At 60.7% G+C, this 15175-nt stretch carries 11 protein-coding genes; 6 read left to right on the top strand and 5 right to left on the bottom strand.

Going from position 1 to position 15175, the window contains the following annotated elements; all coding sequences use genetic code 11:
- Positions 1 to 211: 211 nt before the first annotated feature.
- The 4 genes from K1X71_06645 to K1X71_06660 all read left to right on the top strand — a co-directional run bounded on the left by K1X71_06645 (position 212) and on the right by K1X71_06660 (position 5249).
- Positions 212 to 1765, top strand: a complete 1554-nt coding sequence (locus K1X71_06645; protein ID MBX7072811.1) for an amidohydrolase — start codon at positions 212 to 214, stop codon at positions 1763 to 1765.
- A 170-nt stretch (positions 1766 to 1935) separates the two neighbouring features.
- A complete protein-coding gene (locus tag K1X71_06650) occupies positions 1936 to 2970 on the top strand; it encodes a hypothetical protein (GenBank protein ID MBX7072812.1) in 1035 nt (344 codons plus the stop codon).
- Between the two features lie 40 nt (positions 2971 to 3010).
- Entirely contained in the window at positions 3011 to 3739 is a 729-nt protein-coding gene (locus K1X71_06655) for a DJ-1/PfpI family protein (protein MBX7072813.1), read from the top strand.
- A 154-nt stretch (positions 3740 to 3893) separates the two neighbouring features.
- Positions 3894 to 5249, top strand: a complete 1356-nt coding sequence (locus tag K1X71_06660) for a hypothetical protein (GenBank protein MBX7072814.1) — start codon at positions 3894 to 3896, stop codon at positions 5247 to 5249.
- Positions 5250 to 5372: 123 nt separating this feature from the next.
- Here the strand turns inward: K1X71_06660 and K1X71_06665 are convergent, their stop codons facing one another.
- Complete coding sequence (locus K1X71_06665) at positions 5373 to 6614, bottom strand: c-type cytochrome (GenBank protein MBX7072815.1); 1242 nt, start codon at positions 6612 to 6614, stop codon at positions 5373 to 5375.
- 509 nt (positions 6615 to 7123) lie between these two features.
- Here K1X71_06665 and K1X71_06670 point away from each other — a divergent pair.
- Complete coding sequence (locus K1X71_06670) at positions 7124 to 8020, top strand: TIGR01777 family oxidoreductase (GenBank protein MBX7072816.1); 897 nt, start codon at positions 7124 to 7126, stop codon at positions 8018 to 8020.
- 23 nt (positions 8021 to 8043) lie between these two features.
- On the opposite strand, the gene K1X71_06675 is transcribed toward K1X71_06670, so the two are convergent.
- Complete coding sequence (locus K1X71_06675; protein MBX7072817.1) at positions 8044 to 8823, bottom strand: DUF2892 domain-containing protein; 780 nt, start codon at positions 8821 to 8823, stop codon at positions 8044 to 8046.
- Between the two features lie 367 nt (positions 8824 to 9190).
- On the opposite strand from K1X71_06675, the gene K1X71_06680 reads away from it, so the two are divergent.
- On the top strand, positions 9191 to 11332 hold the full coding sequence (locus K1X71_06680; protein ID MBX7072818.1) for a beta-galactosidase: 2142 nt from the start codon (positions 9191 to 9193) through the stop codon (positions 11330 to 11332).
- A gap of 108 nt (positions 11333 to 11440) precedes the next feature.
- On the opposite strand, the gene K1X71_06685 is transcribed toward K1X71_06680, so the two are convergent.
- From K1X71_06685 to K1X71_06695, 3 genes are read right to left on the bottom strand one after another with little or no spacing between them, the layout of a single operon-like run.
- Positions 11441 to 12841, bottom strand: a complete 1401-nt coding sequence (locus K1X71_06685) for a PhoPQ-activated pathogenicity-related family protein (GenBank protein MBX7072819.1) — start codon at positions 12839 to 12841, stop codon at positions 11441 to 11443.
- 29 nt (positions 12842 to 12870) lie between these two features.
- On the bottom strand, positions 12871 to 14208 hold the full coding sequence (locus tag K1X71_06690) for a PQQ-like beta-propeller repeat protein (GenBank protein ID MBX7072820.1): 1338 nt from the start codon (positions 14206 to 14208) through the stop codon (positions 12871 to 12873).
- 57 nt (positions 14209 to 14265) lie between these two features.
- Positions 14266 to 15144 (bottom strand): SDR family NAD(P)-dependent oxidoreductase, encoded by an 879-nt coding sequence (locus tag K1X71_06695; GenBank protein MBX7072821.1) that lies wholly within the window; start codon positions 15142 to 15144, stop codon positions 14266 to 14268.
- Between the last annotated feature and the right edge of the window lie 31 nt (positions 15145 to 15175).

Genomic DNA, 15175 nt, shown 5'->3' on the forward strand with positions numbered 1-15175 from the left:
CGAACTCGGTTTGTCCCCTTTTCGCCCCGCTCTGCCAAGTCGTTGGGCAGCGATAGTTTGTTTGGCGCTGCCCAGAGCACGCCCTTATAATTGCCAGCGCCAGACAATCGCCGCGCGGGCGCGCCGTTGCGGTGGGTTGCTAATAACGTTCTCGTCGCATCCTTTCGCCGGTGCGCTCAACGCTCGACAACCAACAAGGAGCTTGGCTTCCATGTGGATTCCCAAATGGGTTCGTGACCGCAAGAAGGGGGTTGATTCCCCCATGCCGACGCAGGTGGTCTCCAACGAGGAGTTCATTCCGCGCCCGCAATCCAAAAAACTGAAACAGGTCGAACGACTGATCGTCGAAATGGGCGAAAACAACGCCAAGCGCCTCGGCATGGATCGCCGGCAATACATGGCCTCCAGCATGGGACTGGCCACCGCCTTCCTCGCCAGCAACAAGGTGTTTGGCAATTACTGGGATGTCGACGAGGCCGAAACGGTCGAACTCGGCGCCTACGAAGACAAATGGCCCAAAAGCGACTACTTCATCATCGACGTGCAGTCCCACTTCACCAACGGCTTTGCCCTTAACTTCCGCAGCATGTCGATCTTCAAGAACCAAGAGTTCGTGAAGAACATGGGCTTCAAGATTTCCGACAAGCCCGAGGAGTACGCATTCCCCAACTTCGTCAAGGAGATGTTCTTCGATAGCGAGACCGCGCTACTGATCATCTCCGGTGTGCCCGGCGCCGAAAAGCACTTCGACCGCAAAGGCAATCGCATCGAAGGGCCGGCGTTCGATCCGCAAGTCACGCGGGCCCGCGGCGGCGGCGTCCTGCCAAGCTGGCTCATGTCGATGCGCAAGCGCGACATCAACGAAATGGCCGGCAGCCAGCGGGCGCTCTGCCAAGGCAACTGCGCTCCCAATCACTATTGGGACAAAAAGACCAACACGCAGGACAAGACCGCGCTGTTCGAGCAAATGGAGCGCGAGGTCAAAGATTACGGCATCGACTCGTGGAAGTGGTACTGCCATACCACCAGCCGCGAAGGTTCGGGCGACGGCTTCCGCATGGACGACGAGAAGATCAGCTATCCCTTCTACGAAAAGTCGAAGGAGCTAGGCATCAAGACCGTCAGCGTCCACAAGGGCTTTTCGTATCAGTCGAAAACGCTCGGCCACTACGCCAATCCGGCCGATGTCGAGAAAGCCGCGCTCGACCACCCCGATATGAAGTTTGTCATTTACCACTCGGCCATGCAGCACGCGCCGGCCGAGCCAGGCTTTGACAAGGCCTACGATCCCACCACAGGCGACTTTGCCTGGCACGATGTGCTCATGAAGATCAAAGAGCGCAATCCCAAGCTCGACAATGTCTACCCCGAAATTGGCTCCTCGTTCGGGTCGCTGGCGGTCGACAACCCCGAAGTCTGCCAGCACCTGATCGGCAAGAACGTGAAGAACTACGGCGCCGACCATGTGATCTGGGGAACCGACTGCCTCTGGTGGGGCTCGCCGCAGTGGGTGATCGACGCCTTCAAACGCTTCCAGATTACCGACGAAATGTGCGACAAGTTCGGTTACTCCAAGCTAACCAAAGAGGACAAGGCCAAGATCTTTGGCCAGAACGCCGCCAAAATCTATGGCATCGACATCGAGGCGCAGCGCAAGAACCTGCCCAAGGATGGCCTCAGCAAGCTGCAAGCCATGTACAACGCCAATGGCGGTCTGCGCGAGAACGCCGCCTACGGCTGGGTCCGCGACGACACCAACGCGTAACGCCCACGGCGACAATTCGCTGAACAGTAAAACGCCAACTCACGCCCACGGGTATTACCCGTGGGCGTTTTTCGTTAACGCAAGTAAGCATTGGCACAATTCCTTGCCCGCGTTTTGTGCGCGCCCGTGATACAATGCGCGCCGAGCACTTGGCCCCGAGCAAGCTTGTCATGCGCAACTGGCTTCGCCGCACCATCTTGATCGCCTTCGCCGCGCTGGGCCTATTGGCGCTGGCGACGGCGCTCTCCCCCTCGCGCCAAGTTACGCTCACCGCCGCTGAGACGACGCCAACCAAGGAGCCCGTGCATCTCGATCCGGCGGCCTGGGGCGCCGATCATGTCGGCCAGGAACTGCCAGAGTTTGTCGACAGCGGCGAATGTCTGTTCTGCCATCGCAACGACATCGGCCCCACCTGGGAGAAAAACCCCCACTCGCAATCGATCAAAGACGCCCGCCCCGAAATGCCCGCCATGCGGGCCTTGGCCGATGATCCCGTCACGCGCGCTGTCGCCGCCGAGGCGCAAATGACGCTTGGCGGCCGGCACGCCACATCATTTCTGCGCCGCGGCGCGGAGTTTGGCGCCTTCGATCTGCTGGCGGCCCACGCCACGCCGGCCGGCGGCTCGCGCTGGCGCCTGCATGCCGCCAGCGCCGAGTGGGACACCACGCGGTTTGCCCAAGGCTGCGTCGGCTGTCACTGCACCGCGGTCGAGCCCGACACGCACGCGTTTCTTGTGGCGTCGATCGATTGCTACGCCTGCCACGGCGCGGCGCCGCTGGAACACTCCACCGACACCAAGCTGATGCCCCTTTCCCACGCGCGGCACGACGCGCCGCGCGTGGTGACATCGATCTGCGCGCAGTGCCACATTCGCTTCGGCAAGTCCAAGTCGTCTGGCCTCCCCTACCCCAACAACTTCGTCGCCGACGACAACCTGTTCAAAGATTTCCAGTTCGACTGGTCGCTCGCCGACGATCCGCGGGTCAACCCCGGCGATCGGCATGTGCTCGACAACATCCGGCAAGTGGCCCTGTTGGGCAATGAACAGTTCACCTGCCTTTCGTGCCACGACGTGCATCGCGGCACAAGCATCAAACACCGCGATCTGCCAGATGTGGCGTATTGTGCCCACTGCCACGAACCAGGAAAATCCAAGAAAGAGCACATCAAGTACGAAGTCCGTAGTAGCCTCTGCGGCTATTGAAACCCATCACATCTCCAGCCCCTTGTCTGGGAACACCATCATGTTTGCCTGCGCCCGCCGCTCAATCGCCTTGTATTGCCTCGCCCTCTGCGTCTTGCTGTCAAGCGCGGTGCGCGCCGACGACCCTCAACCCCAGGCGCAGCCCGCCAAGCCCGCGGACAAGGGTTCGCGCACGCTCGGCATTGTGCTGTATCAAGGCTTTGAACTGTTGGACGTGTGCGGGCCGGCCGAGATGTTCGGCAACGTGGGCGGGCCCCTCAAACTGGTCATGGTGGCGCAGCACGCCGGCGATGTGAAAAGCTCGCAAGGCCCTTCCATGAAGGCCGAATTTGGCTTCGACGATTGCCCGCCGCTCGACATCATCCTGGTGCCGGGCGGGTTCGGCACCCTCCGCGAACTCAATAACGAGGCCTTCCTCAACTGGCTTCGCGAGCGCGCCAAAACCGCCGAGATCGTGACCAGCGTCTGCACCGGTTCGGCCATCTTGGCCAAGGCCGGGCTGCTCGATGGCCACCGCGCCACCTCGAACAAAGTCTATTTTCAAGGCGCGGTGAAGCAGGGGCCGAAGGTCAACTGGGTCAAGGAGGCCCGCTGGGTCGACGACGGCGACCGCGTGACCAGCAGCGGCGTCAGCGCCGGGATCGACATGGCGCTGCACCTGATCGCCCGGCTCTATGGCGAGCCAATCGCCGAGCAGATCGCCGCCAGCACGGAGTACGTATGGAACCGCGATCCCAGCGACGACCCGTTCGTTAAATTCGCCAAATAGGCCGCTTCGCCATTTCACCTACATCATGTGCGGCGCATTTCACTTGCCGCCGCGCGCCGCGTCAAATAAGCTCATTTCACGGTCATTTTTGCTGCAATTCACCCCCAGGGGCAAACCCGTGGGCAGGCATTGTACTTTCGCCGAGCCGAATCGCATGGCGGCTTCGATTCGCGCCGCCGCCACGCTGCTGCTCGCGGCGATGCTGTGGTCCCCTGCCCACGCGGCGCACTTTGAGGGCCTCGGCTTTTTGCCCGACGGCACAACCAGCAACGCCTGGGATGTGTCGGCCGACGGTTCGGTAATCGTGGGGGGAGAAACATATACCATACCGATGCCTGGCACACGACCGTTCATCTGGACGTCATCGACCGGCATGTTCACTCCGCAAACAACGGCGCCACTAACCGGCACGGGCGTGTACACGGCCGTTTCCGCCGACGGCAATTCCGCCGTGGGATACGATGGCGCCTTTCTGCACTCGGCGGCCGAGACGGCTAGGCCTGTGCGCTGGTCGCGATTGAACGGCACGGAGGCCATTGCCACCGATCTCAACATATCTCAAGGTGCCGCTTTCGCGATTTCGGCGAATGGTAGCCGTGCGTTCGTAGACGTCATCCCATTTTTTGGCGGAATGCCCCATCCCTACTTGTGGTCCGAGAGCCAGGGATCAGTTTCCATTGAACCGAGTCCAGAAGTTCACGCCGGCAGATTGGGTCCCTTCGACATGTCTGCCGATGGCACGCGCGTGGTCACCACTGACCTGCTAGACGGAACGTATGGCGCCATCATGTGGACCGAGGGCGCCGGATTCACCTCGTTGGGATTTGACAATCCTACTCGCATAACTCCAGACGGTTCGATCGTGGTTGGATGGGATTCTCAAGTCGGAAGCCCTCCGCTTGCGGTGCGCTGGACGGAATCGAGCGGAATCGAACCGCTTGGCGTAGCGCCCGGCCACACCGGTAGCATCGCCAAGGGTGTGTCCGCAGACGCCCAACGCATCGTTGGTAATGGGACGGCAAATTTCGTGGATCCCTCCGACGAATGCTTCATCTGGGACCCGCTCAACGGCATCCGCGACCTGAATCAGGTGCTCACCCAGCACTACGGCCTGGCCGATCAACTCGCCGGCTGGTCCGGCAAGTGGGTCAACGCCCTCTCCGATGATGGCCGCACGATCGTCGGCTGGGGGACCGACCCCAACGACCACACGCAGGCCTTCCGCATCGTGCTCAACGCCACTGGCGACGCCAACGACGATGGCCTGATCGACGGCGCCGACTACACCCTCTGGGCCGATCACTTTCAGCAAGCCAACCCGCTGGTGGCGCAGGGCGACTTCAACACCGATGGCAAGGTCGATGGCGCCGACTACACGCTGTGGGCAGACCACTATCAACCCGCCGCCAGCGCGGCCCTGCCCGTCCCCGAGCCAACCGCCTGGGCTCTGGCATTGGTGGGCGCTGCCTCGGCAATGCTGCTCTATTGGCGCGCTGGCCGTCGTGTGTGAAGCGCCGGCTGGCCGATGGACTGTCGGCGGCAATCAGCGCGACAAAAAAGGCGCCAAGACAAGCGCCGCAACTCGTGGGCTGCGGTGTGCTCGTCCTGACGCCTTGCGCGTGATGCGCGCCGGTTACTCGGGCAAGCGATCTTGCGTCACTTGCGGGTAGTCTCCGGTGCAGGCCTCCATGAACGCCACCAAGTCCTGCTTCTCCTGATCGGTAAGGTTCAGCGGCTTGATGCGTTCGTTCAGCCAATCGTTCTTGTGGCCACCCTTGTTGTACCACTCCACCACTTCGGCCAGCGTTTTTTGCGTGCCGTCGTGCATATAGGGAGCCGAAAGGGCCACGTTGCGGATGGTCGGCGTCTTGAAAGCGCCTTTGTCCTTTTCTTCCTTGGTAATGACATAGCGCCCCAAATCGGGTTCCGGTTTGTCCATGCCGACGCCAATGTTGTAGTACAACTCATCGGTCAAATTCGGACCGACATGGCAGGCCGAGCAGTTCCCCTTCTGCGTGAAGTAAATCTCTCGGCCGCGGATCGCGCTCTCCGACATGGGATGCGCGTCGGACGCCGCCTTGGCCTTCTCGTACAAGACATAAGTGTCGGGGTCATCCTCTTTCATCGCTTCGAGATCGGCGGTCAAGAACGGGCGCAGTTCTTCGTAGTAGTCGAACGGCGAAGGCCCGGTGACGATGCTGCGCTCAAACGACGCGATCGCCTCGGCGACCCGCTCGATGTTCAGCTCACCAAAGATCTTATCGAACTGCAACTTGTAGCCTTCGATCTCGCCCAGCGCCTTGACGCAAGCATCATGCGTGTTGGCCATTTCAATCGGATTGGCGATCGGCCCCTTGGCTTGCTCTTCGAGCGTCGCCGCGCGCCCGTCCCAAAACTGCAAGTCGCTCAAAATGCGGTTGTAGCTGACTGGGCTGTTGCGCCCACCTTGTTGCCCGTCGACGCCGATGCCGAACTGCGTGTGCCGCGCGTACCCTTCGTCGGGACTGTGACACGACGCGCAACTGATGGTGCCGTCGCGCGACAGGCGCGGATCGAAGTAAAGTTGCCGCCCCAACTCGATCTTGGCGCGGGTCAGCGGATTCTTGTCGATTCCCTTGATCGCCCCCTGTCCCTTGTTGAGCCCCAGCGGCAAGATCGGATCGAGCGCGACATGATTCTCTGGTTTGTCGAGCCAAGCCTTGATCTCTTCAACCTTGAGCGCGCCATCCCCCGGTATGCCGGCGGTCAACGATGGATCGCCGAGTGTCACCTTCTCGGTCTCAAGCGCCACCGGTTTAGCGAGCGATGGACCATCGGCGGACTCCGCAGCCTCGGCCGGCGCGGCGGGCGTCTCGGGCATCGGCTCCGCGGGCATCGGTTGTTCAGTGGCCGCTGCGGCTTTAACTGGCGCGGCGGGCTCAGCGGTAGTTTCCGCCGGCTCCGCTGGCATGGATTCTTCTGCGGTCGCCACGGGCTCAGACGACGGTTCCGGAAGATTTCGCGCCTCGGCGGCCGAGTTCACATTGCTCGCTTTCGCCGGCGCGGGGGGAGTCTCGCCCGGCTTCTTGCAGCCGACCACGCCAAAGCCGCACATCGCGGCCAGAAACAACAGACTTTGAAATCGAAGTGTGCGTCGCATGGATGTTCCTTGCACGGCGAGTTTGCGGAGTGAATCCGGGGTCGACAGTCTGGCGCCGCAACAATGCGGCAGGCGCCCGTCGATCGGCAGAATACGCCAGCAGCGTACCGAAAAATTGGGCGACTAAGAATATATCAATAATTATTATCACTTCAAAGCGCGCTGCGCGTTGACACGCTATGGTCCCTCCCTAGACTTGCGCGAGAGACGCCCGCGCAGCCACGCCATTCCGTTGGGAGCGAATCATGCGAGCACTCGTCACCGGCGCCACGGGATTCATCGGCTCCCGGTTGGCGGCCACGCTCGATCGACCTGTCGTGCTCAGTCGCGATCCGGCGCGGGCAAAAAAATCGCTCGGCGATGTGGAAGCCTATGCCTGGTCCGCCGAGCGAGAGCCTGCGCCGGTGGCCGCGTTCGACGGAGTCGATGTCGTCTTTCATCTGGCGGGCGACCCCGTGGCGGATGGACGCTGGACCCCCGAAAAGAAGCGGGCCATCCGCGACAGCCGCCATCTAGGAACCAAGAATCTCGTTGACGGGATGAAGCAGGCAAAAAGTGGCGCGGTGCTCGTCAGCGCGTCGGCGGTGGGTTACTACGGCAATCGCGGCGACGAAGTGCTATACGAAGACGCGCTACCGGCCGACGACTTTCTGGCGATCGTCTGCCGCGAATGGGAAGCCGCCGCTCAAGAGGCCGAAGCGATCGGCGCGCGCGTCGCCATCGCGCGCATCGGCATTGTGCTCGGTCGTGGAGGAGGCGCGCTTGAGAAAATGCTGCCTCTCTTTAAGCTGGGGCTAGGAGGACGACTCGCCACCGGCCGGCAGTGGATGCCGTGGGTGCATGTCGACGATGTGGTCGGCATGCTGCGCCTCGCGGCCACGCGCGCGACTTTAAGCGGCCCTTTCAATGCGGTGTCGCCCAATCCACTGACCAATCGCGAATTCACCACAGCGTTGGCCAGCGCCGTGCATCGCCCGGCCATCCTGCCGGCGCCGGAGTTTGGATTGCGACTGATGATCGGCGAGTTCGCCGAAATCCTGCTGGCCTCGCAGCGAGCCATGCCCGGCGTGATGCAGGCCGCCGGCTACGAGTTTCTATTCCCGCAGCCGCGCGAGGCGCTGCAAGACGCCGTGCGCCATTGACCGCGCCGCGCGAGCCATTCCTGTCATCGCGGTAGCCGTTTTCCGAGTCCCCCCGCTAGTGTCGCGGGTTCGCCGACCGTACCGCTCTCCAACAGTTGCTTGAGCCGGGCAAGATCTTCGCGAATCATCGACTGCGCGTCGTCGCCGAACAAGCTGGCCACCGCGATGCCGAACTTGCCCCCAATCGGGCGGTATTTCATTTCCACCCGCAGCAGCGTCGCGCGCCCCGCATCTGCCGAATCGAAGCGCACGCTGCCGGCCGTGTCGACCTCCGATCCTGGCAACGACCGCCAGGCGATCAACTCATTCTCTCGCTCGTTAATGATCTCCGCGTCCCATTCGAAGGTGCTGCCCATTAGGCTGCGCGCAATCCAACGCGAATGCCTCTCGTCCAACTCGCGCACTGATTCCAAGTGCCGCATGAACCGCGGCAAGTTCTCCAAATGTCGCCAATAGCAATAGACTTCCTCGGGAGAGCAATTGATCTGCACCGTCTCGTCGAATCGCACTCCCTTACGAGCGGGCACGCCAATCCTAGAGTGCGGCTGGTCGCTTGTTTGTATGCCCAGCATGCCATAGATATCGCAATGCCCGGTGACGCCACGTTGCACCAGCGCCGCGCCAGTCAACCCGGTCAACACGCGGCGCGCCATTCCCCCGCGCATCCCAAAGGCCAACAGCCCCACACCCGCGGCGGCCGAGGCCCAACGTTCCAACGAGCCGACGTTCTGGCATGATTCATTCGCGCAGGCTGGTCGATCCGCGCGCAATCGGTTGGTCAATCGAGGAACAGACAGCGCCATGGCAGGTGCTCCTTGCACAGTTTTCTGGTAGTCGTGATGCGCCCCGACGTTGCAAACTCCGTAACCAGTTGACGCTGCAAACCCTGTGCCCGATTTGGCGCCATCCGTCGAGTGATCAAAACAATAGTGCCAGCGCGATTACTTTCGCTTGCGACAGTTTTTTTTGACAGCTACCACCTCGCACGGAAGGCGAACCGGCCGTCAGCAAAATACCTCGAATGACATACATTTTGATGCGATTGCCCCCGACGACACGGCAAGGTAAACAGAGCAACGTCCACCGGCCAATCGACCGTCGGCGATGGCTTGGCGAATCGTAATCGCAGACAGTTCCGGGGCAACACCAACTAATGCGTAGGAGTCGAGAATGCGCCTTGCCCGCAAAGGCCCCCCCTGCAAACTCGCGCGATTGGCAAGTCTGCTGTGTCTCTCGCTGACCTGCGCGGCCCACGGCGGCGAGTTAGTCTTGTTTGACTTTGCCCCACCGTTCGAACCCACGCAGGTCAGCGTCACTGACGCGACAGTACGACGCGTCGCCTCGGATGCGGGAAGCGCCTTGCGCGTCGAAACGGGCACTTCGCAGTCTTGGCCAGGTGTCACACTCGTTGCCCGCGACGGCTGTTGGAACCTTTCGGCATTCTCCCATGTGGTGCTACGCCTGCGCAACGTCGGCGAGAAACGAGTAACCGTCCACTGCCGCGTGGATAGCGACAACGTCGATGGCAAAGCCCGTAATGTCACTCAGAGCTTGACAATAAGCCCTGGCGCCGAGCGAGAAATGCAAGTGCCACTACAACGCACATCGGGCGATACGCTGGGCGGAAAACTCTTTGGCATGCGTGGATATCCGGCCAAGAACGGCGGCGATCAAACGATCGACCCGACGAAAGTGACGCAATTGTTGGTGTTTGTGGGTCACCCAACCGTCGCCAACGACTTCGAGATCAGCGATATTCGCGCCAGCGGCGAATGGGTGTCTCCAACCGCATGGACGACCGACGCGAATCCGTACTTTCCGCTAATCGACATGTTCGGCCAATATCGCCATCAGGACTGGCCGGGCAAGACACATTCACTCGCCGAACTACTCGCACGGCGAACGGCAGAGGAGAAAGAACTCCGCAAAGATCGCGGCCCGCGCGACTGGAACCACATTGGCGGCTGGGTGAAGGGGCCGCGACGCAAGGCTAGCGGCTATTTTCGGGTCGAAAAGGTGGACGACAAATGGTGGTTCGTAGACCCCGAGGGGCGGTTGTTCTGGTCGCATGGCATCGACTGCGTCGGGGCGCTGGATCAGACACCGATCGAGCAGCGGCAACACTGGTTTGAGGAGTTTTCCGACGACCAACGCACATTCGAGTCGTTCTTCGCGCAGGGGCATGTTCTCAAGGGACACTACGCCGGCGCCGCGGTACGCTGCTTTTCGTTCGCCGGCGCGAACCTGCAGCGCAAGTACGGCGACGATTGGCGACAGATTTCGGCAAGCGTCACCCACCGCCGCCTGCGGCATTGGGGCCTAAACACAATCGGCAATTGGTCCTCCGACGAAGTGCGCAGCTTGCGCCGCACGCCGTACGTAGATGCCATCACCTCGAACGGCGCCGTCGTACTCGAAGGTAGCGATGGTTACTGGGGCAAATTCCCCGACGTGTACGACCCGTCGTTCGAACGCGCCTTAAAAAAGAGCATGGCCGACCGGGGGACGAAGAGCGCGAACGACCCGTGGTGCATCGGCTACTTTTGTGACAACGAGTTATCGTGGGGCGACGACATCTCGCTGGCTGTCGCCACGTTGCGCAGCCCACCGCGGCAGGCCGCGAAGCAGGTTTTCATGGCGCAACTGCAGAAGAAGCACCTGGATATCGCCGCGCTGAATCAAGTTTGGGGAACGAGCCACAAATCTTGGGAATCGCTCGCGACGTCCCGAGACGCGCCGCCGGATGTATTGCGGGCTCGGGCTGACCTGCAAAGCTTCTATTCTCAAATGGCGGACACTTACTTTTCCACCGTTCGGCGAGTCATTCGCGAAGCCGCGCCCCAGCAGCTCTATCTGGGCTGCCGATTCTCTGGGGCGAACGATCTTGCCGCCGCAGCCGCCGCTCAGCATTGCGATGTCGTCAGCTACAACCTCTATCAGCACTCAATCGCCGACTTCAAGTTCGCCGGTGGCGACGTGCCCCTACTGATCGGCGAGTTTCATTTTGGCGCGCTCGATCGAGGGCTGTTTCATACGGGTCTCGTGCCAGTGCAAAACCAAAAGGCCAGAGCCGAAGCGTATCGACAGTATGTCGAAACCGCGCTCCGCCATCCCCAATTCGTCGGATGTCACTGGTTCCAATTTCAGGACGAGCCGACCACGGGACGGTTCTATGACGAAGAGAACTACCAGATTGGCTTCGTCGACGTCGCTGACACCCCGTATGCGGTAACCACCGAAATGTGTCGTCGCGTGGGAGAGGCGCTCTACAAAATGCGCCATGCCTCGGATTCATCGCGGCCGAACAAATGAAAATCTCGTCGACATCCGTATCAGCAGTGATTCCTCGAGAATATCGGGCGACACTGCCGCCGTTATTCCGCTGCCAGCCGATACTCGTGCGAGCAGCAAAGGCTCCGATTACTTCGCCTGACGAAGCGCGTCGTCAAAGCGGTACGGCAGACGATCCGGAACCACCCGCACATCGGTGGTGAATTTGAAACGATGGCTTCCGCCGCTGTCGAACACTAGTTCAACAAAGTACGCGCTGAATCCTTTGTCCGGCGGCGCCAGTTCGGCCCGATAGGCGCCATCGTCCGCTGCCGCCAACGGACTGCTGCTGAACGCCTTGCCGATCACATCGAGCCGAAAGTCTCGTGCGTTGGGATTGGTTGCCTGCCATAGGTTCACTTCCAGTGGCCGGTCTTCCGTCCGCACGACAATGCCTCCCGCATCGGGCAGTTCCCAGCGAAACTGTGGCCGCCGACGGTTATGCAGCACCGACTCATAAAACGCCTGCACGCTTGCCAGCGCATCGCTGCCTTGCAGGTCGTGCTTGGTGTTGGGCACATACCGCAAATACTTTTCTTGCGGCAATTCCGCGAAATAGAACCGTGAGTTGTCTGGCAAAAAGAACTCGTCGCCTGCGGCGTTGACAACGAACTTCGGCAGCCTGAGACGTGCGCGATGGCGATATTGATAGGGGTCTTCGATCGCCAATACCGCCCGGTATTCTGGCGTGCCGATCTTTTGCGGAAACAGCTTGTGACGCACGTAGTCGTTGAGTGATTCGGAAAAAAAGCCGTACGCCTCATAATGATGGCGCGTGATTGCCTCGGAATTCAGCGCGTCGATCACCAGCGGCACGATCGCGACAACTCGCGGATCGACGATGCCCACCAGCCAGGTCGTCCAACCGCGCTTCGAAGCGCCCGCAACGACAAACTCCTGCAGACTCAACTGGCCTCCCGCATCGGACGCGAGGAACTGCTGAACGGTGTCGAGGGCCCGCACGCCGCTTTTTACCATCGCCAGTCGCACCAGCCACGTCTCATCGCCCGCGTCCATGAACTTGACCCGGCTATAGGCGACCAGATCATCCTCGACTCGCGCGGCGTCGGGCGAGTCTTTGAAGCGTAGCGGTTGATTTGGAACCATGCCCAGTTCGGCCACCACACTGTTGGCGCCCAAGGCGAGCGCGACGGCGCGGGGAGAGGCAGCCTCGGGCGCGGGATCGCCGTTGTCGCCGCCTCCAATAAACAAGAACCCGGTCTTGCTTTGCGCCGCAACTGGCTTGACGATGGTGAGCCAGTGCTTCCAAACCGGTCGATCAATTTCCGCCGCAGTCCGCCACTGCTGCGAAGTCATTTCCAATACATAAGTGGTCTGCCCCTCGCCAGCAATCGTCGTGATAAGCTTCCAAGCAAACGACGGATCGGGCGCGGCGACATAGCGATCTAACGCAGTTTCCTGCCCATGCGCAGGGCCTATGCCGAAGCACAGCGTCCATAAAGCGACCAACGGCAAGCGCCAGCAACGCATGACACGAACTCCGAAGCGCAATGCGCAGACTACTTGTTTCCCATGCAATAGAGGCGCGCCGCCGTGCGAATCAGCAATTTGTCCCCCAGGACCACTGGCGAAGCCATACACATATCGTCTTCCGCTAGGCGATTCTCGTGCGACACCTTGAACTCCGACCCCGCCTCAATCGCCACGGTCACACCATCTTCGTTCACGCAAAAGATCTTGCCGCCATAGCTCCACGGAGAGCTAGTGAAGTCGGCGACGGGCAGGCGTTTGCGACTGTAGATCTCACGCCCCGACTTGATGTCATACGAAGCGAAGAACCCGCGATCGTAAAGCACATACATCTGGTCCCCCACAATGATCGGCGTGGGATGGTACGGGCCGCCTTTGGGATTGTGCCACTCTAGATGCTCGCTGAGCTTGCCTTCTCCGTCGGCAGGCGGCGAAATATCGCCGTTGGCGCCTGGCCGGATGGCGTACATCGGGTTCTTGCCCCAAACCACATGGCCGCTGGTCAAATACAAAATGCCGTCATGCGCGAACGGTGTGGGAATCGCCAGGATCGAAAGGCCCTTGATCTGCCAAAGTGGCTTGCCGCTCAGATCGTAGGATCGCGCCCAGTTGATGCCCGACATCACCAACTCGGTGCGCAGCTTATTCTTCCAAATGTATGGCGTGGAGTAATTCGTCTTTTCATCGCGCGCCACGCGCCACAGTTCTTTGCCGCTCGCGCAGTCATAGCAGACGAGGTTGCTTTCCTCTTCATTGTCGTTGACCAGATAAAGTCGTCCCTCATGCACAATCGGCGAAATCGACGTGCCCCAGCCCTGTTGCGTCTCGTGCGCAGGCATTTCGATTTGCCACAGCGGTTTGCCATCCAGGTCATAACAATAAAGTCCAATATTGCCGAAATAGGCGAACAACCGTTGGCCATCAGTGACCGGCGTCTCCGACGCCAATGAGTTCTTCAGGTGGTGCGGCTTGGGTGGCACGCCGGCATGAGCCACACGCTCCCACAGCACCGAGCCAGTGGCCTGATCAAGGCAATACACCTTCCATTCGTGTTGCGCTGTTTCCTTGGGATACAAGTTGGCGTTGAGGTCTTCCAAATACAGTCCCTTACGCGGCTCGCGAACGTCTCCCGAGCTAACGCAAGTTGTCAAGTAAACGCGCCCCCCCGTCGCGATTGGACTCGACCAGCCTAGCCCTGGCAGCTCGGTCTTCCACAGCACATTCTCCACTGCCGACCAGCGTTCCGGTGGCGTTTGTTCCCCTTCGCTGTGGCGAGCCGATAAATATCGCGGCGCCTCAGGCGTCGAAGGCGCTGCGGCCCCGGCAATCTGCGTCGACAAGACAACAACCAACCCTATGTATCGCACGACGTTGCTCCTTAACGTGGATCGATGCCTGCCGCTCTAGCTGGTCGCAGGCGCCGACTATTGCGCGCCAACCTTTTCTCGGGGACGCGATTCTTGCTTCTCGCCGCTGCTTTTCAATTCTTGTTTCGTATGACCGTCCCAAGTCGCCATCGCTTTTGTCGAACCAAATTGGTCGCCCACCCAGTCAAATACTCGTAGCGGCAGCACACCACGCAAAAACACCGTCAGCCGCACCAGCGACGGCGCCATCACAAATGCCTTGTTGGCAAGCACAGCCCGCACAATGCGATCGGCGATTTCCTCCGGCTCCAGCCGCCGCGTTGTCTTGGCCGGCTTTGTGCCCGCGAATAGCGCCGTATTGACGACGCTTGGGCAGATGCTCGTCACGCCGACATGGCCCTTCCCCTGCCCTTTAAGTTCCAGGCGCAGTGATTCAGAGAATCCGATCACCGACCATTTGCTCGAGGCGTAGGTCGATCCATACGGTAGCCCAATCAGACCGGCGGCGCTGGCAATGTTCACCAAATGCGCCTCCGGCCGCGAAACCATGTCGGGCAGAAACGCGTAGGTCATCGCCACCAGTCCCAGCGTGTTCACCTGATAGGTCATCAGGTGCTTCTTAAGCGGCACGTCCAAGAACAAGCCGCCGTACGCTGTGCCCGCATTATTCACTAGTACGTCGATGGCGCCGTGCGCTTCAAAAATCCGCGACCGAAGCTCGGGGATCGCATCAAAGTCGGTGACATCCAATTGATACGACCAGGCGTCCGCCGCGCCGGCCGACTTCACATCGGCCACGGCCTGCGGCAATTGCTCCGGTCTGAGGTCGACCAGGATCAGCGCGGCGCCTTCTTGGGCAAACCGCAGCGCCGTTTGCTTGCCAATGCCTTGGGCGGCGCCGGTGATCAACACCTTTTTCCCACGCAGCGTCTTCATGGCCAATCTCGCTTTCAGTGCCCGTGCCAGT

It is taken from the genome of Pirellulales bacterium (assembly GCA_019694455.1).
Taxonomy (GTDB): Bacteria; Planctomycetota; Planctomycetia; order Pirellulales; family JAEUIK01; genus JAIBBY01.